Below are 18238 nucleotides of genomic sequence, written 5' to 3'. Positions count from 1 at the left end.
CTTGTGCGCCGTGCCGCGCTGAGGTCGGGGTGTCCGGCGGGAAATCCCGTCGCGTGACCGTGGAGGGCGCAGTAAGGTCCGAACCAGGCTGGCCGCGGGACTTCGGTGCGACTTCCGGAACCCGCCTGTAAAGCGTTTGCTTCGCAGTTCGCGCTTCCACTCCCCGGCCAGTCCGCCACTGCGAGGGGCCCGATGGACACCTATGCCGACCTGGTCGAGTGCGAGGACGTGCTGCTCTTCGCCAACGCGGCGATCACCGCCACCGGCCAGCGCGAGTTCCACAGCGCCGGGTACGAGCAGCGGCTCTCCCTGGACTTCCTGCACCGGTACATCCAGGGCAACTATCCCGATGTCTACGCGCTGACGCTGGCGCTGGACATCAACGACCACAACGCCGCGATGATCATCCGCAACCTGCTGAGGGAGCCGGGCAGCGGCGACGGGGCGCTGATCGCCTGGCGGCTGGCCCGCATGAGCCCGCCCCGCGTGTACCGGCTCTTCCGGGAGTTACGGCGCGACGGGGTCAACAACCGGCGCACCAGGGCGATCATCCGCGAGTGGCTGGCCGGACGCCAGGACCTCGCCTTCGACGCCGTCAAGTACCGCTCGGCGGTGAAGGCGGCGGTCCGGCACGCGCACCTGACGCTGGAGGGCGAGCTGGGCGACTTCCTGTTCGCGCCGCGCAGCCGCCCCCGCTTCGACACGCCCATCCTGGACGTGTGGCGGCGCGCCCACTACGAGAAGGCGGCCCTGTACGAGCTCCCGTACACGGTCGCCGAAGGCTTCGCCGCCCGCCACGGGATCAGCCGGGAGGTCTTCCTGGAGCGGATCGCGCCCCGGCTGACCCGGCTGGAGCGGCTGAGGCTGGCGGAGTCGGCCGGCAAGGACGGCGTCGACACCGGGGCCGACCTGGCGGCCATGCCGCTGGTGCGGGTGGCGTCCTACGTGCTCTCGCTGCCTTCCGCGACGAGGGAGGAGCGCCGCGCGGAGCTCGTCGGCGCGCTGCGGGCGGCGGCGGGCCGCGCGGCGGGTTCGCGCAGGGGCACGTGGGGGAGCGTCGCGGCGGTCCTGGACGACAGCTTCTCCTCCTTCGGCTCGCCGGTGAAGCGCCGCCGCCCGCTGGCGGTCGCGCTCGCCTGCCACTACCTGCTGGAGGCGCTGGCCGCCCGCTACCGCGGCCTCTGGGTGTCGGGGCGTGCCGACCCGCTGCTGGCGCGGCCTTCGGGGCCGTCGCCGCTGGGGCAGCGCGTCCTCGACGCGCTGGAGCATCGGCCCGACCAGCTCGTCATCGTCTCCGACGGCTGGGACAACGCGCCGCCCGGCCTGGCGGCGGAGGTTCTGCGCGTCTGGCGGCGCAGGCTCGACCCGGCGGGGGAGGTCAGCATCGTGCACCTGAATCCGGTCTACGACGCCGGGCAGTTCGACGTGCGGCGGCTGTCGCCGATGGTGCCGACGGCCGGGATCCGCGACGCCGAGGACCTGCCCGCGCTGGTGGAACTGGCCAAGTTCGCCGAGGGCCGCTCCGGCCTGACCGAGCTGCGCGCCTACCTGGGCGACAGGGCGGCACGGCGATGATCGACCTCACCGGGCTGGCGACGCGTCCCGCGCAGACGTGGGGCGCGGTACGGCTGGTGCCGCTCGTGCGGGCCGAGCCGATCGAGGACCTGCGGCTGCACGCCAAGGTCTACGGCGACGACCTGACCATGGTCTCCCTGCCGGACAGGACGGTATACACCGCCTACGTCCCGCACGCCTTCGTCGCGTCGTGGACCGACGACGGCTCGCCCGCCGCGGCGTACGGCACGCAACTGGGGGAGCGGCCGGAGCACATGGGCATCAGGTTCACCCGCCGGATGGCGCGGCGGGTGGACCGGAACCGGCTGCGCTTCCTGCCCCTGCACCTCGCCCTTGAGGGCTTCCTCGCGCTGCACTTCGGCGGCCCGGTGATCGCGTGGGCGGAGTGGACGCGCGAGACGGTCGCCCGCGGGCTCTCCTCCCGCGTCGAGGAGGCGTTCTGCGGCGCGCAGGTGCGAGGGCTCGACGACGCGCTGCGCGTCTTCGAGATCTACCCGGGCCAGTGCGGCCTGCTGCTGTACGTCGGCGACACCCTGGCCGGCGCGTTCGTGGTGCCGCACCCGGAGGACTATCGGGCGCTGCACCCCACCCTGGTCCGGGACCTGTACGGCGAGCTGATCCACGAGTACGCCCTGTTCTACCCGGCCAGGGACTTCCCCGCCGTGATCGACGAGAGCGCGGTCTCCTCACTGGCCGACCTGCGCGGCCAGGCCGTGCGGCAGGAGCGGGAGTGGGCGCGCTTCCACGACTCGGTCATGGCGGCCGGGCTGCTGGCCGCGCCGGCGCAGGTCGACGACGTGTACCGGCTCGGACGCTTCACCCTCCGGCGGTTCCTGCCCTCCTTCGAGCGGCAGCGGGAGAACCACATCGGCGAGACGATCGTCGACGAGGACGGGCGGTTGGCGTACCTGAAGACCTTCCGGCTGTCGGAGGCGCAGAGCCGGCGCGGCTACCTGCTCAGCAGGCTGACCGAGCACGACTGGCACCTGCCACGCACGGCCGCCGCGCTCGGCGACGACACCGCGAGCCTCGGGCTGCGGCTGGAGCGGGCCGGGTTCGGGCACCTGCTGCGGCAGGACGTGCTGGACGGCTACCGCAAGGCCAGGCGAGGCTGACGGGCGGCGCATGCGCCCCGGCGTCGTGGTGGGGCTGGCCGACATGGGCGACCGGTTCAGGCTGGTGGCGAACGAGACCGACGTGGTGGCGCCGCCGGAGTCGCTGCCCAGCCTGCCGGTGGCCCGCGCGGTCTGGCGTCCTCGTCCGAACCTACGCACGTCGGCGGAGGCGTGGCTGACCGCGGGAGCGTCGCACCACACGGTGCTGTCCACGGCTGTCGGCGTGGAGGAGCTGACCGACCTGGCGGACATGCTGGGGGTCGAGTTGCTGGCCATCGACGCCGACACCACGGCCAGGCAGTCCGCCAAAGAACTGCGCTGGAACCAGGCGTACTACCGGCTCGCCCAAGGGTTCTAACCGGGGCAAAACTCCCCCTAAGAAGCTCCATGGCCAGGTTGGCGGCAAATGGCCGAGGGGACGTCCTCCTCGGCCGTTTCAGTCGTCGACGGGAGTTTGTCGTGCGTGCCATCGCCATCACGGAATTCGGCGCAGATCCAGAGATCGTGCAGCTGCCCGCGCCGGAGCCGGCACCGGACGAGCTGTTCGTCCGGATCCGCGCCGCCGGGTACAACCCCGTCGATCTGAAGATCGCGAGCGGGGCGATGAAGAACACGATGCCCTACCGCTTCCCGATGATTCTGGGGGTCGACGGGGCCGGTGTGGTCGAGGCCGTCGGCGTGGAGGTCACCCGGTTCAAGCCGGGCGACGAGGTCTACGGACGCTTCCTTGACACCACGCGCGGGCTCGGCAGCTACGCCGAGTACGGCGTCGTCTCCCAGGACGGGCCTGTCGCGCTGATGCCCAAGGGCATGATCGCCGAGCAGGCCGCGGCCGTGCCGACGGCCAGCTGCACGGCCCACGACCTGGTCGAGACCTCCAGGCTCGACACCGGGCAGACCGTCCTGATCGTCGGCGCCACCGGCGGCGTCGGCCAGAGCGCCGTCCAGCTCGCCGCGCTGCGCGGCGCCCGCGTCATCGCGAGCGCGTCACCCGACGCCGACGAGCTGATGCGCGAAATGGGCGCGGTCGAGATCGCGGACCGCTTCGTCAGCCCGATCGCCGAGCAGGTGCTCGACCGCCACCCCGACGGCCTCGACGCGGTCTTCGACCTGGTCAGCCCCGCCGACTCGATCGAGCAGATGGCCGACCTGCTGCACCCGGGCGGCGTCATCATCAGCACCATCCACTCCCTCGACCCCTCCTCGCCCGCCTACCGCGAGATCCGCGCCGTCAACCTGCTGGTCAAGCCCACCGGCCAGCTCCTTTCGGTGCTCGCCGACCTCATCGACGGGGGTCAGCTGCGCGTCCACATCGAGTCGCAGGTGCCCTTCGACCAGGCTCCCGCGCTGCTGCGGGACATCGCGAACGGTCACGCGCGCGGCAAGACCGTCATCAAGATCTAGCGCTCCTCGGATGGCGGCTTCGGGGCGTTCCTGCGCTGTTCCTCGGCGCGTTCGCGGCAGCGCCGCAGGAACTCCTCGTCGTCGTCGGGGTTGGTCGCGACGAACCGGCCGGGACGGTCGTACTCCGGGTAGCGGCTGGGACGCGTGGCCGCCCCCATGTGCTGCGGACGTCCGGCGACCAGCCAGGCGATCGAGCCGATCAGCGGGAAGAACAGCACGACGATCACCCAGAGGGCCTTCGGCAGATTCCGGCAGTCGGCTTCCGGCGTCGTGATCGCATCGAACAGGCAGTACAGCCAGAGCACCAGCGTGACCAGGCCCAGGCCCTCGGACAGGTAGAGCAAGGCACACCTCCTGAGACGCAGGAGAACCTAGCGTCACAGGCGCGAACCTGGCAAACACGCGGTACCTGACGGAAGCTGACAGGTATGTCCGGCATGGTGTAGCTCATGACAGCCAAGGGAACCTTCGAAACCGCCGACTGGAACGCCCAGCCGCCGTACGACGAGCGCGACGGCGTCTCGCTCGGCCACGTCACGATGACCAAGACCTTCCACGGGGACCTGACGGCCACCAGCGTCGTCACCCTGACCGTCGCCTCGACCGAGGTGGCCGAGTCGCGGTCCTACGTCGCGATGGAACGCATCGAGGGGACCCTGCACGGCCTGGCGGGCAGCTTCGTCGTCCAGCACGACGCCGTCAGCGACCGCGGCGAGCAGTCGCTGCGCGTCAGGGTCGTGCCCGACTCCGGCACCGGCGAGCTGCGCGGCCTCAGGGGCGAGATGGAGATCCTCATCGCCTCGGACGGCTCGCACTCCTACGTCTTCGACTACCGGATCTGAGCCCGGCGCGCAGTCACCGCGAGCAGCGCCACCGCGCCGAGGCCGAAGACGAGGTGACTGGCCAGGACCATCGCCGGGGTGCTCGGCACCAGGGGCGGGGTGAAGAACAGGTGCCAGACGTAGGTCAGCAGCGCGCCCCCGGCCAGCGCCACCCGGTGCGCGCCGCGCCAGCCGCTCCCGCCCGACCAGAACAGGGCGAGGACGGCCATCCCGGCCTCGGCCAGGACGAGCATCGCGATGGCCACCCCGACCAGGGGACCGGGCAGCATGATCTGGAACTCGAACACCACCCCCGCCGCCAGCGTCACGCCGAGCACCAGCCACGGCGACGGCGCCCGCCTGACACTCGCGGCCCGGCGCTCCGGCAGGCGGAAGGCCAGGGCCACCAGCGCCGCCACGATCACCAGCACGGACGCGATCTGCGGCACCGACGCCAGGAAGTGGCCGTTCATGTAGGAGAAGAAGGTCATCGCAGCCGCGCCGAGCCCCGCCAGCACCGCCGTCACGGCCAGGCCCGCCCCGCCGAGCCACGGCGTCGTCCGCTGCGGGCCGGCCAGCTCCTCCACCAGCGCGATCGGCACGCTCATGCTCCACACCGTGTGCAGGCCCAGCACGAACAGAGTCCACGGCACCGCGATGCCCAGCGCCGGGACGAACCCCTTGGCGAGCAGGTGCGCACCGGCGTAGTCGGGGTTGAACAGCGACATCGTCATGATGCCCTCCTCGAACACGCCGTAGGCGAGGGACATCAGCACGATGCTCGGCCAGCCCAGCCCCGCCCGCCGCGCCACCTCGCGGATCAGCAGCGCGGCGCCGCCGTACGTGGGGGCGAGCAGGGCCAGGAAGGGCAGGGACGTGAGGGGGAAGTCGCCCAGCAGGAACTCCGCGACCAGCGGGGAGAGGAGGGCGAGCCCGAGAGCCAACACTGTTCGTCGCATGCCTCGATCGTCGTCCGCCGGGGGACACCCTGGCAGGTGCCATCGATCCTGTCCTCGGCATGACATTCGTCCTACGGCGCCCGGCCGCCGATACGTAGGCTGGTGGTGAGGCGCTCCTGGGTAAAACCGGTGGCCCCGGGGCGGTGGTCCGTGAAACGGTCGAGCTCTGATGATCACGTGGACCGAAGAAGGACAGGAACACTCCGCCGTCTGGCGTTCCGCGTCGGGGGCGGCGCCGCCGAAGCGTGTCGTGATCGCCGACGACCGGTTGCCGGCCGACACCGCCTACCGCATGGCCTGCGAGGGCACCGCGCTGCTCTGGAGGGGTGACTTCCAGAACGCCCGGCAGTTGCTGCGGGCGATGGCGCGCCGCTGCAAGCCCGCCGAGCCCGGCGACTTCCACCGCTACCGCCAGGCCCGCTCGCAGCGGGCGCGCACGCTGGGCATGCTGCTGATCCCCTTCGACGCGGGCCATGTGATCCCGCTCAGGAGGGCGCCCGACGTCCGCGTGGCCTGCGAGGAGGTGTACGGCGCCGCCGCCGGCCCGGCCGTGGGGCAGCTGCGCGAGCTGCTCGGCCTGATCGGCGCGCACGAGTGGCGCGAGAAGGGGGTGGAGATCCCCGCGCTCGGCGCCCGCATCCACCCCTATCACGGAGTGTTCTCGCCGGTCCGCGGCGAGTACGTCGACCTGGTCGCCACCGCCCCGCTGCCCGCCCGGCCGCTCGGCACCGCCTTCGACATCGGGACGGGAACGGGGGTGCTCGCCGCGGTCCTGGCCAGGAGGGGCGCCGGACACGTGGTGGCCACCGACTGCGACCCGCGCGCTGTCGCGTGCGCCCGCGAGAACGTGGCACGCCTGGGCCTGGCCGACAGCGTCGAGGTGACCGAGACCGACCTGTTCCCGCCGGGGCGGGCGCAGCTGGTGGTGTGCAACCCGCCCTGGCTGCCCGCCAAGCCGTCCTCGCCGCTCGACCAGGCCATCTACGATCCCGGCGGGCGGATGCTCGGCGGCTTCCTCGACGGCCTCGCCGACCACCTGGAGCCCGGCGGCGAGGGCTGGCTGATCATGTCCGACCTGGCCGAGCATCTGGGCCTGCGCACCCGCGCCGACCTGCTGGGCGCCTTCGAACGGGCGGGCGTCCGCGTCGTGGACCGGCTCGACACCAGGCCCCGGCACCGCCGCCCGCACGACGACGCCGACCCGCTGCACGCCGCCCGCGCCGCCGAGGTCACCTCGCTCTGGCGCCTGGGCGTGTGACGCTCACGCGCTGAAGGAGCGCCGGTAGGCGGACGGCGAGGTGCGCATCGCCCGGGTGAAGTGGTGCCGGAACGTCACCGGGCTGTCGAACCCGACGGCCGCGCCGATCTCCTCCACCGGGGCGGCCGTCGTCTCCAGCAGCGGGAGGCTGGCCGCCACCCGCTGCGAGATCACCCACCGCAGCGGGCTGGTGCCGGTCTGGCGCTTGAAGTGCCTGATGAACGAGCGTTCCGACATGTGCGCCACGGCCGCCAGGTCCGCCACGGCGATCGGGCGCGCGAGGTTGCCGAGGGCCCACGCCATCGCCCTGGCGATCGCGTCGTCGTCCTCGACCGGGGTCACGGCGGCCTCGATGAACTGGGCCTGGCCGCCGTCCCTGTGCGGCGGGATCACCAGGCGGCGCGCCACCGCGTTGGCCACGTTGGGGCCGTGGTCCTTGCGTACCAGGTGGATGAGCAGGTCCAGCCCGGCTGCGCTGCCCGCGCTGGTCAGCACGTCGCCGCCGTCGACGTACAGGACCGAGGGGTTGACCGAGACGGCGGGGAAGCGGCGCTGGAGCAGGTCGGCGTACTTCCAGTGGGTGGTCGCCTCGCGGCCGTCGAGCAGCCCGGCGGCGGCCAGCGCGAACGCGCCCGAACAGATGGACACGACCCGCGCCCCGCGCGCGTGCGCGGCACGCAACGCCTCGACGAGTTCGCCCGAGACCGTGCCGCGGACGTCCGCGACGCCCGGCACGATGACCGTGCCGGCCGCGGCCAGCACGTCCAGCCCGTGCTCCGCCCGCATGCTGAAGCCGCCGACCACGCGCAGCGGCCCGGACGTCTCGGCGCACACGCTGAGGTCGTACCAGGGGACGTCGAGGTCCGGACGCGGCAGGCCGAAGATCTCCACGACACAGCCGAGCTCGAACGGCGCCATCCCGTCGAAGGCGAGCACCGCGACGGTGCGCGGACGCGTGGGGATCGGCATCCCCGCATGTTAGTCGGGCCTTTTCAGCGGCAGGAGAAGCGCATGTACATTTCGGGGGTCCAGACGGCTCTGCCTGATCACCGCTACGAGCAGGCGGAGATCACCGAGGCGTTCTGTCAGGTGACGGACGCCGACCCCGAACTGATCAAGCGCTTCCACGAGGCGACCGGGGTGCGGGGCAGGAACCTCGCGCTGCCGCTGGAGGACTACGCCAAGCTCGACTCCTTCACCCGCGCCAACGACCAGTACGTCGACATCGCGCTCGACCTGTCGGAACGGGCCGCGCGGGGCGCGCTCGCCAAGGCGGGCGTGGACCCCGGGAAGGTGGACCTCCTGGTGTTCTGCTCCAGCACGGGCGTGGCCACGCCGTCACTCGACGCCAGGCTCGCCCAGCGCGCGGGGCTGCGCCCGGACGTCAGGCGCGTCCCGATGTTCGGCCTGGGTTGCGCCGCCGGAGCGGCGGGACTGTCACGCCTGTGCGACTACCTGCGCGGCTGGCCGGGACACGTCGCCCTGCTCGTCTGCGTGGAACTGTGCTCCCTGACCGTCCAGCGCGACGACGACTCCGTCGCCAACCTCATCGCCAGCGGCCTGTTCGGCGACGGCGCGGCGGCCGTCGTCGCCTCCGGACGTGGCCACGGCAGGGAGGTCGTCGCCACCCGCAGCAAGCTCTACCCCGGCACCCAGCACCTCATGGGCTGGGAGATCGGCGAGCACGGCTTCCGCATCATGCTCGACGCCGGGCTCACCGACTTCGTCGGGCAGGTCCTCGGCGGCGACGTCAGGAGCTTCCTCGCCGACCACGGGCACACCCCCGAGCAGATCGGCACCTGGATCTGCCATCCGGGAGGCCCCCGCGTCATCGAGAAGATCACCGAGTCGCTCGGCCTGCCCGAAGAGGCCCTGGCCATCACCTGGCGGTCGCTGCGCGAGCACGGCAACCTGTCCTCGGTCTCCGTCCTGCACGTGCTGCAGGAGACACGCGGTCGGACAGGAGAACCGGCCGTGCTCATGGCCCTGGGGCCCGGCTTCTCCGCCGAACTGCTCCTGCTGCACTGGTGATCGCCTACACGGTCCTGATCCTGCTGGTCGCCGCCGAGCGGCTGGCCGAGCTGGTCGTGGCCCGCCGCCACCTGGCCTGGGCCAGATCGAGGGGCGGCGTCGAGTACGGCGCCGGCCACTATCCCTGGATCGTCGCCGCGCACGCCGGGCTCCTGGTGGCCGCGCCCGCCGAGGTGTGGCTGCTCCACCGGCCGTTCCTCCCTGCGCTCGGCTGGCCCATGCTCGCGGTCGTGCTGCTCGCCCAGGGGCTGCGCTGGTGGTGCGTCGCCACCCTGGGCAACCAGTGGAACACCCGGGTCGTCGTGGTGCCGGGGATGCCGCTCGTCGAGCGCGGCCCGTACCGGTGGATGCGCCACCCGAACTACGTGGCGGTCGTCGCGGAGGGGATCGCGCTGCCGCTCGTCCACATGGCCTGGCTCACCGCGATCGCCTTCACCGCGGCCAACGCGGTGCTGCTCACGGTGCGGATACGGGGGGAGGGGGCGGCGCTGGGAGCGCGGGGCTGATGGGCCATGCTGGACGTATGGAGCAGATGCTGCCGTTGATGAGGAACGCCGCCCACCGCACCGCGGACCTGGTGGAGAGCATCGGGGAGGAGCAGCACGCGCTGCCCACCCCGTGCACGGAGTACGACGTGAAGGCGCTGATCAACCACCTGGAGTGGGGCGCGTCGCTGTTCGAGTCGCTGGCCGGAGGCGGGCAGATGATCCCGGAAAAGGAGTACTCCGGCGACTTCCGCGAGCGGGCCGAGCGGATGCTGGCCGTCTGGGAGCGGCCGGAGGCGTGGGAGGGTGTCAGCTCCGGCCTGGGCCTGCCGAAGCCCGCGCTCGCCTCGATGTGCCTGTGCGACCTGCTCGCCCACGGCTGGGACCTGGCCAAGGCCACCGGCCGGACGTACCAGGTGGATGAGGAGGAGGCCGCCGCGCTGCTGGGGTTCGTCCAGCAGATGGCGCCGACCGGCAGGCAGCGGGGGGTGTTCGGCGAGGAGGTCGCGGTGCCGGACGACGCGCCCACCTTCGACCGGTTGCTCGGGATCATCGGCCGCGACCCGTCCTGGAAGCCGTAGCGTCCGGGAGACCACCTCGGGGGAGCGCGGGTCGATAACGGAAGGGGACCTTCCGGGCCACGATCGGGGCTGCTCCTGCGCGTTCGCCTCCAGCTCGTCGGGGCCGCGGATGTCGGTTCGGTGACGGCCGATCACGCGCTGATCGCGGTTTGCGCTCGCTTGCGTCACCGGCCCGGCCGGCTGATCTGCGGGTCCGTCGTAGGGCATGGAGGTGGTTTCCATGAAATTTCGTCCTTTAGCGATCAGTGTCGGGCTTGTGGCGCTGCTCGGGCTGGCCGCGTGCGGCGGCGGCCCGGGCTCTCCCGGCAGGGCCGCCGAACACGCGCAGGCGCCACGCCCGACGAACGCCCCGGCCCGGCCCGACTCCAAGCCCCAGGCCGAGAAGACCACCGGCGAGCAGGACACGACCCAGGCGCAGATCTCCACCTTCGCCCTGGACGTGGACACCGCCTCGTACACCTACGCCCGCCGCACCCTTCAGGAAGGGCGCTGGCCGGAGCCCGCGCGGATCCGTCCGGAAGAGTTCGTCAACTCCTTCAGGCAGGACTACGCGCAGCCGCGCGACGACGGCTTCACCGTCCACGTCGACGGCGCCAGGATGCCGTCGCGTGACGGCGCCGTGCTGCGCGTCGGCCTGCAGACGCGTGCGTCCGACGCCGCCGCGCGGCGACCGGCCAACCTCACCTTCGTCATCGACGTCTCCGGGTCGATGGCCGAACCCGGCAGGCTCGACCTCGTCAAGCAGGCGCTGCACACGCTGATCGACCAGCTCGCGCCCGGCGACCAGGTGTCGATCGTCTCCTTCAGCGACGAGGCGGACGTCCTGGCGACGATGACGCCGCTGGCCGCCCGCGCGGACCTGCACGCCGCCGTGGACCGGCTCGCCGTCCAGGGCGGCACGAACCTGGAAACCGGGCTGGTCACCGGCTACCGGGTGGCCGCCGACGCGTTCAGGACCGCCGCCACGAACCGGGTCATCCTGCTCTCGGACGGCCTCGCCAACCAGGGCAGCACGGAGTGGCAGGCGATCCTGGACCGGGTCAAGGAGTACGCAGGCAGGCAGATCACCCTGCTCAGCGTGGGCGTGGGCCGCGACTACGGCGACGAACTGATGGAACAGCTCGCCGACAACGGCGACGGCGCCGCCGTGTACGTCAGCACCCCGGAGGACGCCGAGAAGATCTTCGCCACCCAGCTGCCCGCCACCATCGAACTACGCGCCCGCGACGCCAAGGCGCAGGTCGTGTTCAACCCGTCGGTCGTGGAGAGCTACCAGCTCATCGGCTACGAGAACCGGGCCCTCGCCACCGAGGACTTCCGCGACGACAGCCGCGACGGCGGCGAGGTCGGCCCCGGCCACGCCGTCACCGCCCTCTACTCGGTCCGCCTCAAGCCGGGCGCGAGAGGGCAACTCGCCCAGGCCACCGTCCGCTGGCAGGACCCCGACACCAGAAGCCCCGCCGAGGCAGGCAAGTCCGTGGACGTCGGCGAACTGGCCGGATCGGTCTGGGACAAGGCGCCCCTCAGATTCCAGGTGGACGTGGTCGCCGCCGCCTTCGCCGTCTACATGCGCGACAGGGAGGCGTTCGGACTGGACCTGCCCGCGCTCGGCGAACAGGCGAAAAGGCTGGCGCAGGCCGCGGAGGACCCGATGGTGAACGAGCTCGCCACACTCATCGAACAGGCTCACACGGTGGCGTCCTAGCCGCGCCCTCGTCGACCCGTCCTTCGACAGGTGGGCGGCCCCGGCGACGCGCAGCCGCTCGAACCGGGCGGCCCGCGGGTGGGCCGCCCACAACCGCAGGAAGGGCGATATGCCACGGACAGTGGCAACCTCTGACCCTGCGTATACCAGTCTTTACGGCGTACTTGAGAGCGCGGGAAGTCCTATAGACTAGGCCACGCAGCAAGGGGCTATGGCGCAGTTGGTAGCGCGCCTCCATGGCATGGAGGAGGTCTGGGGTTCGAATCCCCATAGCTCCACCTCGGTGGACTGGGGACCCATGGTCGCAAGCCCTGGCGGGCTTGCTCCCTCGGGTCCCCTCGCGTTTAAACGGGGGGATAACCCCCCAAGCCCCCCAGCGTCGGGCCAATTGGCCTCGCTTCGCTCGGGCGTTTTTGATTTCACGCTTGCGCCCCAGCGGGATCGTGGTCGGGGTGGGGCCTATCTTGGCCACGTTCGCGTTTCGCCGTATGGGGATCGTGGCGGGTTCGCGCTTGGCCGTGCCGGGGCCGTGGTCGCCGTGGGCAGGTGGTGCCGCTCACGGACTTCATGGGGACTGCTGTCGACGACATGTGAAACTGGGTCTGGCACGGATTCCGTGATCTTCAGGTGGACTGAGCTCGATGCTCGTTGATCATGTACAGGTGGCCGCATCTGAGCTTCTGCAGGGTCTTCGTTCCTCACCTGGCCGGTATCTGCGTTGAACGATTCCCGGGCCTTCGGCTTCGTCCGGGGCGACTAGCTCGCCGGCTGCCGCCACTCTGACGCATTGAAAAGATGGGGCGCCGTGACAGCCGCGCCCACTGGGTTCCCGCTCGCGGGCAACATAAGACCTGTGAGGCGCTCTCCCTTCGCCGGTATGGTCCGGATCAGGTGACTAGGGGTCGCCATTGCCTTTCGGCTCCGGCCTCTCAGTCCTTCCGTTGTGCCCTCTTGAGGGCTCTCGGGTCAGGCTCCCTCGTCGTCCCACAGGCCTACGTTTAGTATACCGCTGTAAGAGCCGCTCTACCAGGGAAAACGGTTCTGGGACCACTGACCCAAGCCATGCTTACGCGTGCCGGTCAAGAGATCGCTCCTGGCGTCACACGTCCAGCGCCACCTGCAGATCCACTGGCCTGTGCGGTGTTCGCGCGTCAGTGCTTGCGGCGCCAGAGTTTGCCTGTTGTCAGGTCCAGGTGGTAGACGCGGTCGTACAGGTACCCGCGGACCAGGAAGGGACCCTCCTTTGACCAGCCGAGACCGGTGCCGAGAGATTCGTCGCCGGGGAACTTGAGGGCGACGCTGGACAGGCGCTTGCCTGTCTTGACGGCGTAGGTGTCCACGCGCTCGTCGGCGCTTCTGACGACCACGAGGCGGGTTCCGTCGGGGTGGAGGTTGTAGGTGTCCCTGGGATTCCTGCGAGGCAGGGTCATGCGTGTTCTACCCAGGTGGTCGACTACCAGGACATGAGACGTCGTCGTCGCCACGATTCCGTTCTGGTTGATGTCGTGAACCTGGTGGGCGTCGAGGATGGTGATTGTGGCCCACGTCCGGGTGTCGGTGATCTGCGCGTTGTCCTTGGCCAGGGCGACGTACCTGCTCTGGTTGGCGAATGCGACGATGGGGACCGCGGCGTCGGCGAGGACGCCGGTGAGGGGGTGGGTGCCGTCGGCGTCCTGATAGATCATGCGGCGGTCGTGTCTGCCCAGGTAGACGACAGCCTCATGGTCGGGGCTGCGGACGAGCGGGGCTCGCTGGGGGGCACCGCCCTTGCGGATGATGTACGGCGCGGCCTGCGGGAACGGGCTGCCGTTCACCAGCCACCAACGGCACGGGTCGTCCATCTCGTCAAACCACGGGCACTTGGGGCCTTTGATTTTGTTGACCGTCGTGAAAGAGGCGGTCGAGCCGGAAAACTGTGCGGGCATCGAATACTCGGGTAGCTCCAGCTGTATCGGTTGCCCAGGTGTGAGCAGCGCACCCGATAACACGATGGCGGTCCCAGAAAGATAGAGGCTTCGGGCCGACCATTGTCCGATTTCATCGGGCCTTCCGATTTTCCGGGCGGTGGCAAGCAGTACGGCTGCCGCCACGATGACCACGATGGCGGCGTGCGCCAGACGCGTCGGAGTGGGGCCCTGGTTCACCAGCAGAAAGCCGGACGCCACCACGGCTCCGCCCGAACCCAGCAGCCATGCCTTCCGATAGATCCCCTGGCCATCCGAGGGCGGCAGCTGTACCGCATGAAGGACAGGGACGGCGCACCAGCCCAGGACCAGATAGAAGGGGTCATTGGTGAGTCCGGTGACAAGAGCGGCGAGTGTGACGGCGATCAAGCGCCACTCGCGTCCGGAGGCGGCACGTGGGTACTCGCTCCGGCTGAGTCCGAAGGGGGCACGTGAGTACTCGGTCTGGGTGAGGCCGGAGGGGGCGCGGGGTCAGCGAAACGCCCTAAAGGCCGGGATGTGGCTCGCTATGGTGGCGATCATGGTTTCTTGGCACCCGTCTCGCGACGGCTCTGATCCGACGTACGACGAGCCCCTCCGGATGCTGAACCTGGGCGGCGTTCCTCCCGAGGCGCACGCAGACCTGAACGCGTGCCTCAGGGCGAGCCTGCAGGGCGCCGAGAACACCCTGCGCACGGGGGCGGCGACGTCGGTCCTGCTGCCTCCGTCGGGCATCATCATGCACGCCGACGGCATGATGGACATGCTGGCGGACTACGAGGTCGACTACTACTACGACGACGGCGCCGTGCTCACCGCCCTGAACACCATGTTCGGCCAGGTCACCGGGCAGGCGGCGGAGCTGCGCTGCATGGCGCTCGGCTACAAGGTGCGGATGCGCGCGCCGGACGGCGCCTCGCCACAGGACATCACGATCGCCAAGTCCACCGAGTGGCAGCAGAAGGACAGCGAGCCGCCGCCCGGCACGGTCGAGGCCGTGTGCGTGGACTTGGAGCATCGCGCGGGGATCGCGGTGCGGGTGTTCATGCCGTACACCTACCAGCAGCAGCGCCTCCTTCTCGGCGGCCTGCTGTCCGTGCCGTACCAGCCGAGGGTGTGGCGCTGATGTCCACCGACCTGTACGGCGTCCGCGTCCTCGCCGTCGACCCCGACCGGTGTGAGGCACGCCTGCGCGTCTTCGTCGTCTACTACGACACCGCGGTGCACGGCTACGCGCCGCCCGAGACCGATCCGGGGTTCCTGTTCGCCCTGCTGTGGCAGGCGGGCCGCTGGGACTCCCCGATCGGCCACGCTGTCACCGTCGACCAGGTGCTCGACGAGGCGTGGATGGCCGAGCACGCCCGCTGGTTCGTGGCCGGCGTCGAGCAGGTCGCCGCGCGCAACCTGCCCCCAGCCGAGGACGACTGGGCGCACCTGCACGACTTTTACTACGAGCGCGACGGCCGCTGGCGCGACGAGGACCGCCTCGTTCAGGCCGACTTCCTGGTACGGGTCACGCACGCCCGCTGGATCGAGCACCTGGAGCCGGGCATGGCCTGGGGCAGCACCCACTACCCGCTGGGCGCCGACTGCCCCCGCGCCGAGGACCTGCCCCACGTGCCTGACCTGCGCCATCCGGCGGCCTTGCTGTCACCGTTCGACGACAAGCCGGACGAACTGGCCTTCTCCGACGACGGCCGCTACCTGGCCGCCGCCTACGAGGGCGAACTGGCGATCTACGACACCCGCGACTGGTCGGAGCACGCCCGCGTCGCTCTGGACCCCGGCAACTTCGGTGCGCGGCTGATGTGGGCGCCCGACCGGCACGTGGTCACGCTCCTCCACCGGGAGGGCGGCCCGCAGCACGCCTACGACGTGGACGCCCGCACCGCGCTCGACGTCCCGGTCGAGGCCGGACACGCCCGGTCCCGTACGGGGCGGCACCGGGTGGAGTACGGGGTGGGCAAGGGCATCCGGTTCGTGGGCGCGTTCCGCGACGACGTCCACCTCGACGGGTGCGCGTACGTGGACACCGTGGCGTTCACGGCCGACGAGTCGCGGCTGTTCGCGGCCGGGATGCGGAACGGCGTGTCCGTCCTGGACCCGTCGGCGGGGGTGGTGCTCGACACCGTCGACGCGGGGGTCCACCGGATGAGATCGCTGGCGGTCAGCCCCGACGGTGCCTACCTGGCCGTGGCGGGCCGGACGAGCGAGTACGTCGAAAGCGATGAGCTGCGCGTGCTTCGCCTCGGCGATCGCCAGGTCGTCACCCGGTATGAGCTGGGGAAGGAGGTGCGGCCGCTGGCGTGGTCGCCGGACGGCCGCTGGTTGGCCGCCGCCGTCGGCGGTGAGTCGGGTGGCGGGCTCCGCGTCATGCCCGTGGGTCTTCCGGCCGAACCTCCGGCCGCCCTCCGACAGGCACCGGCGGCAACTGACACCATGCCCGAGACGCCGTCGCTGGATCCGGATCTGATCCTCGCGCTCGCCCAGGCCGCCGATCCCGTCACCCAGGGGGAACTCGACGCCCTGGCCCGCGACCATCGACGCTGGCTGGCCTCGGGCGGTGGCGGTGCGGCCGGTGCGGGGCCGGCGTGGCAGGTGCTGGCCGTGTCAGGGCTTCCCCTGGCCGTCTACCGGGGCCGGAACGGGTCCCAGGGCGATCAGGCGAGCCTGCGCAACCGCGTGCTGGACCCGGGACTCGACCTGCACGCGCTCGTTCTGCCCTGGGCCGACCTCACCGCCGTCGTAGGGGAGAAGCTGGACCTGGCGGGCGCCGACCTGCGCGGCTCCACCGTCACCGACGCGCGGCTTCCCCATGCCCGCCTCCACGGCGCCGATCTGCGGCAGGCCGACTTCTCCCGTAGCGACCTGCGCGGCGCCGACCTGTCCGGCGCCGACCTGAGGGAGGCCGATTTCGAGCACGCCGACCTGTCTGGCGCGGACCTCACGGGCGCCCTGCTGGAGGGAGCGAAGGGCCTGCGACCTCTCTCCTGAAAGGCGTCAGGTTCATCTCCTGTACCAGGCGCTGGAGGAGCGCGACCTGCGACCTCTCTCCTGAAAGGCGTCAGGCCTGCCGGATATGGCAGAGTGCGGGGAACAACAAGATCGAAAGGTGTGAGTCTTGGCAGTCCCCCTCGCCGCGCTGCTGGTGGCCTCGTTGCTCACCTCTCCGGCCTCCGCCCTGCCCGCGTGCCCGCAGATCTTCGGGCACGGCGGCTACCCCACCGGCGCCAACCCCTGGGAGCGGGATCAGGTGCGTCAGCCCAACAACCCCACGGCCATCCGGCAGTACAAGGCCTGGGGTGCGTCGGGCGTCGAGGCTGATCTGCAGCTCACCAAGGACGGCACCAAGGCCGTCATGTGGCACAACACCTCTACATGGGGATTGACAGGCGCTAAGAAGAACATCACCGACATCTGGTGGGCAACGGGCGACACCGCGCTCAAAGGCCGGACCATCGACCGCGGCCCGTTCCAGGGCGAGACCGTCCACACCTTCCGCGAGTGGCTGGCTGCGATGCAGACGTCCGGCATGATCGGGCTCGTCGAGATCAAGCTGGAGACCCGGCAGTCGCTGCTCAGCGCCGACGCCTCGATCAAGTCGCGAGCCTGGGCCGAGGTGCTCGACCCCGTCAAGGAGCGCTACCGGTCGCAGGAGATCATCCTGTACTCCCACGACAGCGGACTCGCCGCCGAGCTCAGGAAGCAGGTGACCGCCGCGGGCCTGACGCAGGTGCTGAGCGGCGGGCCCGTCTGGCCGGAGGTCACCAAGTGGGAGGAGCCGCCTCCCTCGTGGACGCTGAACGAGAACGCGTGGAAGGCGGCACTCCAGAGCGGTGCCAAGCGGGTGGCCACCGACTACACGCCCCAGTTCAGCACCTGGCTCAAGGGGAAGTGCCAGTGACCGTGCTGCCGGAGGCGTGCGGCCTGCTCGTGGTGCGCACCGGCTTCTCCGGCCAGGACGCGTGGCAGGCCGTCAGGGCGGCGCTCGGTGTGACGGACGAGGAGAGCTTCGTCGAGGAGTTCCAGGACGAGGTGGAGGTCGTCGACGATCCCGCCTACACGGACCTCACGTCCGATCAGCTCCTCGCGCTGCTGCCCGGCGGCTACACCAACCCGATTCTCGTCGTCGTCGACAACGCCGCCCTCGAGTCGGCCGAGCTGCCGCTGCTGGTCGTCGACCTCGCGGACGAGCGCGGCCGGACCTTCCGCGTCATCCCCGCCGAACTCCCCTCGATCCAGATCAATCTCTCCATCGCCAACATGGACTTCTTCGAGTTCGCCGACAGCGCCGACGCCGACGGGGTCTTCCGCGGCTTCGGCGCCTCGTGACGGACGACGCCGCGGCGCTGATGGCCCCG

At 70.8% G+C, this 18238-nt stretch carries 18 protein-coding genes and 1 tRNA gene; 15 read left to right on the top strand and 4 right to left on the bottom strand.

What is annotated here, in order from left to right:
* Positions 1-192: 192 nt before the first annotated feature.
* From ABT294_RS32925 to ABT294_RS32910, 4 genes are all read left to right on the top strand, one after another.
* Complete coding sequence (locus ABT294_RS32925) at positions 193-1575, top strand: hypothetical protein (RefSeq protein WP_350810209.1); 1383 nt, start codon at positions 193-195, stop codon at positions 1573-1575.
* Positions 1572-2690: an ARPP-2 domain-containing protein gene (locus ABT294_RS32920; protein ID WP_350810208.1), complete on the top strand. Its 1119-nt coding sequence runs from the start codon at positions 1572-1574 to the stop codon at positions 2688-2690. The genes ABT294_RS32925 and ABT294_RS32920 overlap by 4 nt, the downstream gene beginning before the upstream one ends.
* Positions 2691-2700: 10 nt before the next feature.
* Positions 2701-3048 (top strand): hypothetical protein, encoded by a 348-nt coding sequence (locus ABT294_RS32915; RefSeq protein WP_350810207.1) that lies wholly within the window; start codon positions 2701-2703, stop codon positions 3046-3048.
* A 101-nt stretch (positions 3049-3149) separates the two neighbouring features.
* The gene (locus ABT294_RS32910) at positions 3150-4094 is read left to right on the top strand and encodes an NADP-dependent oxidoreductase (RefSeq protein WP_350810206.1); all 945 of its coding nucleotides are present in this window, start codon (positions 3150-3152) and stop codon (positions 4092-4094) included.
* On the opposite strand, the gene ABT294_RS32905 is transcribed toward ABT294_RS32910, so the two are convergent.
* Positions 4091-4438 carry a PLD nuclease N-terminal domain-containing protein gene (locus tag ABT294_RS32905; protein WP_350810205.1) on the bottom strand — a complete coding sequence of 116 codons (348 nt, stop codon included), beginning with the start codon at positions 4436-4438 and terminating at the stop codon, positions 4091-4093. The genes ABT294_RS32910 and ABT294_RS32905 overlap by 4 nt on opposite strands.
* 105 nt (positions 4439-4543) lie before the next feature.
* On the opposite strand from ABT294_RS32905, the gene ABT294_RS32900 reads away from it, so the two are divergent.
* Positions 4544-4936 (top strand): DUF3224 domain-containing protein, encoded by a 393-nt coding sequence (locus ABT294_RS32900; RefSeq protein WP_350810204.1) that lies wholly within the window; start codon positions 4544-4546, stop codon positions 4934-4936.
* On the opposite strand, the gene ABT294_RS32895 is transcribed toward ABT294_RS32900, so the two are convergent.
* Positions 4924-5874 carry a hypothetical protein gene (locus tag ABT294_RS32895; RefSeq protein ID WP_350810203.1) on the bottom strand — a complete coding sequence of 317 codons (951 nt, stop codon included), beginning with the start codon at positions 5872-5874 and terminating at the stop codon, positions 4924-4926. The two genes, ABT294_RS32900 and ABT294_RS32895, sit on opposite strands and share 13 nt — an antisense overlap.
* A 169-nt stretch (positions 5875-6043) precedes the next feature.
* Here ABT294_RS32895 and ABT294_RS32890 point away from each other — a divergent pair, with 169 nt between their 5' ends.
* Positions 6044-7132, top strand: a complete 1089-nt coding sequence (locus tag ABT294_RS32890; RefSeq protein ID WP_350810202.1) for a methyltransferase — start codon at positions 6044-6046, stop codon at positions 7130-7132.
* A 3-nt stretch (positions 7133-7135) separates the two neighbouring features.
* Here the strand turns inward: ABT294_RS32890 and ABT294_RS32885 are convergent, their stop codons facing one another.
* Positions 7136-8101 (bottom strand): helix-turn-helix domain-containing protein, encoded by a 966-nt coding sequence (locus ABT294_RS32885; RefSeq protein WP_350810201.1) that lies wholly within the window; start codon positions 8099-8101, stop codon positions 7136-7138.
* A 42-nt stretch (positions 8102-8143) separates the two neighbouring features.
* On the opposite strand from ABT294_RS32885, the gene ABT294_RS32880 reads away from it, so the two are divergent.
* The 5 genes from ABT294_RS32880 to ABT294_RS32860 all read left to right on the top strand — a co-directional run bounded on the left by ABT294_RS32880 (position 8144) and on the right by ABT294_RS32860 (position 12212).
* Positions 8144-9163: a type III polyketide synthase gene (locus ABT294_RS32880; protein WP_350810200.1), complete on the top strand. Its 1020-nt coding sequence runs from the start codon at positions 8144-8146 to the stop codon at positions 9161-9163.
* Positions 9160-9669, top strand: a complete 510-nt coding sequence (locus ABT294_RS32875) for an isoprenylcysteine carboxyl methyltransferase family protein (protein ID WP_350810199.1) — start codon at positions 9160-9162, stop codon at positions 9667-9669. Before ABT294_RS32880 ends, ABT294_RS32875 begins: the two co-directional genes overlap by 4 nt.
* A 17-nt stretch (positions 9670-9686) precedes the next feature.
* Positions 9687-10229: a TIGR03086 family metal-binding protein gene (locus ABT294_RS32870; protein ID WP_350810198.1), complete on the top strand. Its 543-nt coding sequence runs from the start codon at positions 9687-9689 to the stop codon at positions 10227-10229.
* 220 nt (positions 10230-10449) lie between these two features.
* Entirely contained in the window at positions 10450-11934 is a 1485-nt protein-coding gene (locus tag ABT294_RS32865) for a vWA domain-containing protein (protein WP_350810197.1), read from the top strand.
* A 205-nt stretch (positions 11935-12139) separates the two neighbouring features.
* Positions 12140-12212: transfer RNA gene (locus ABT294_RS32860), tRNA-Ala, on the top strand.
* Between the two features lie 873 nt (positions 12213-13085).
* On the opposite strand, the gene ABT294_RS32855 is transcribed toward ABT294_RS32860, so the two are convergent.
* Positions 13086-14267: a hypothetical protein gene (locus tag ABT294_RS32855; protein WP_350810196.1), complete on the bottom strand. Its 1182-nt coding sequence runs from the start codon at positions 14265-14267 to the stop codon at positions 13086-13088.
* Positions 14268-14418: 151 nt separating this feature from the next.
* Here ABT294_RS32855 and ABT294_RS32850 point away from each other — a divergent pair, with 151 nt between their 5' ends.
* The 4 genes from ABT294_RS32850 to ABT294_RS32835 all read left to right on the top strand — a co-directional run bounded on the left by ABT294_RS32850 (position 14419) and on the right by ABT294_RS32835 (position 18209).
* Positions 14419-15003, top strand: a complete 585-nt coding sequence (locus tag ABT294_RS32850; protein WP_350810195.1) for a hypothetical protein — start codon at positions 14419-14421, stop codon at positions 15001-15003.
* Complete coding sequence (locus tag ABT294_RS32845) at positions 15003-16871, top strand: pentapeptide repeat-containing protein (RefSeq protein ID WP_350810194.1); 1869 nt, start codon at positions 15003-15005, stop codon at positions 16869-16871. The genes ABT294_RS32850 and ABT294_RS32845 overlap by 1 nt, the downstream gene beginning before the upstream one ends.
* 127 nt (positions 16872-16998) lie before the next feature.
* Entirely contained in the window at positions 16999-17781 is a 783-nt protein-coding gene (locus ABT294_RS32840) for a glycerophosphodiester phosphodiesterase (protein WP_350810193.1), read from the top strand.
* Positions 17778-18209: a DUF6924 domain-containing protein gene (locus ABT294_RS32835; RefSeq protein WP_350810192.1), complete on the top strand. Its 432-nt coding sequence runs from the start codon at positions 17778-17780 to the stop codon at positions 18207-18209. The genes ABT294_RS32840 and ABT294_RS32835 overlap by 4 nt, the downstream gene beginning before the upstream one ends.
* Positions 18210-18238 lie beyond the last annotated feature (29 nt).

The sequence above is a fragment of the Nonomuraea sp. NPDC000554 genome, from assembly GCF_040300065.1.
Classification (GTDB): Bacteria; Actinomycetota; Actinomycetes; order Streptosporangiales; family Streptosporangiaceae; genus Nonomuraea.
The sequence above is the reverse complement of the archived record's forward strand: the minus strand, read 5'-3'. Positions and strand labels throughout refer to the sequence as shown.

What these genes read in the sequence shown, in the direction of transcription:
- ABT294_RS32890 (WP_350810202.1), top strand. Translation starts at nt 6,044, where the DNA reads ATGATCACGTGGACCGAAGAAGGACAGGAACACTCCGCCGTCTGGCGT.
- ABT294_RS32895 (WP_350810203.1), bottom strand. Translation starts at nt 5,874, where the DNA reads ATGCGACGAACAGTGTTGGCTCTCGGGCTCGCCCTCCTCTCCCCGCTG.
- ABT294_RS32880 (WP_350810200.1), top strand. Translation starts at nt 8,144, where the DNA reads ATGTACATTTCGGGGGTCCAGACGGCTCTGCCTGATCACCGCTACGAG.
- ABT294_RS32900 (WP_350810204.1), top strand. Translation starts at nt 4,544, where the DNA reads ATGACAGCCAAGGGAACCTTCGAAACCGCCGACTGGAACGCCCAGCCG.
- ABT294_RS32915 (WP_350810207.1), top strand. Translation starts at nt 2,701, where the DNA reads ATGCGCCCCGGCGTCGTGGTGGGGCTGGCCGACATGGGCGACCGGTTC.
- ABT294_RS32925 (WP_350810209.1), top strand. Translation starts at nt 193, where the DNA reads ATGGACACCTATGCCGACCTGGTCGAGTGCGAGGACGTGCTGCTCTTC.
- ABT294_RS32920 (WP_350810208.1), top strand. Translation starts at nt 1,572, where the DNA reads ATGATCGACCTCACCGGGCTGGCGACGCGTCCCGCGCAGACGTGGGGC.
- ABT294_RS32870 (WP_350810198.1), top strand. Translation starts at nt 9,687, where the DNA reads ATGGAGCAGATGCTGCCGTTGATGAGGAACGCCGCCCACCGCACCGCG.
- ABT294_RS32885 (WP_350810201.1), bottom strand. Translation starts at nt 8,101, where the DNA reads ATGCCGATCCCCACGCGTCCGCGCACCGTCGCGGTGCTCGCCTTCGAC.
- ABT294_RS32845 (WP_350810194.1), top strand. Translation starts at nt 15,003, where the DNA reads ATGTCCACCGACCTGTACGGCGTCCGCGTCCTCGCCGTCGACCCCGAC.
- ABT294_RS32865 (WP_350810197.1), top strand. Translation starts at nt 10,450, where the DNA reads ATGAAATTTCGTCCTTTAGCGATCAGTGTCGGGCTTGTGGCGCTGCTC.
- ABT294_RS32850 (WP_350810195.1), top strand. Translation starts at nt 14,419, where the DNA reads ATGGTTTCTTGGCACCCGTCTCGCGACGGCTCTGATCCGACGTACGAC.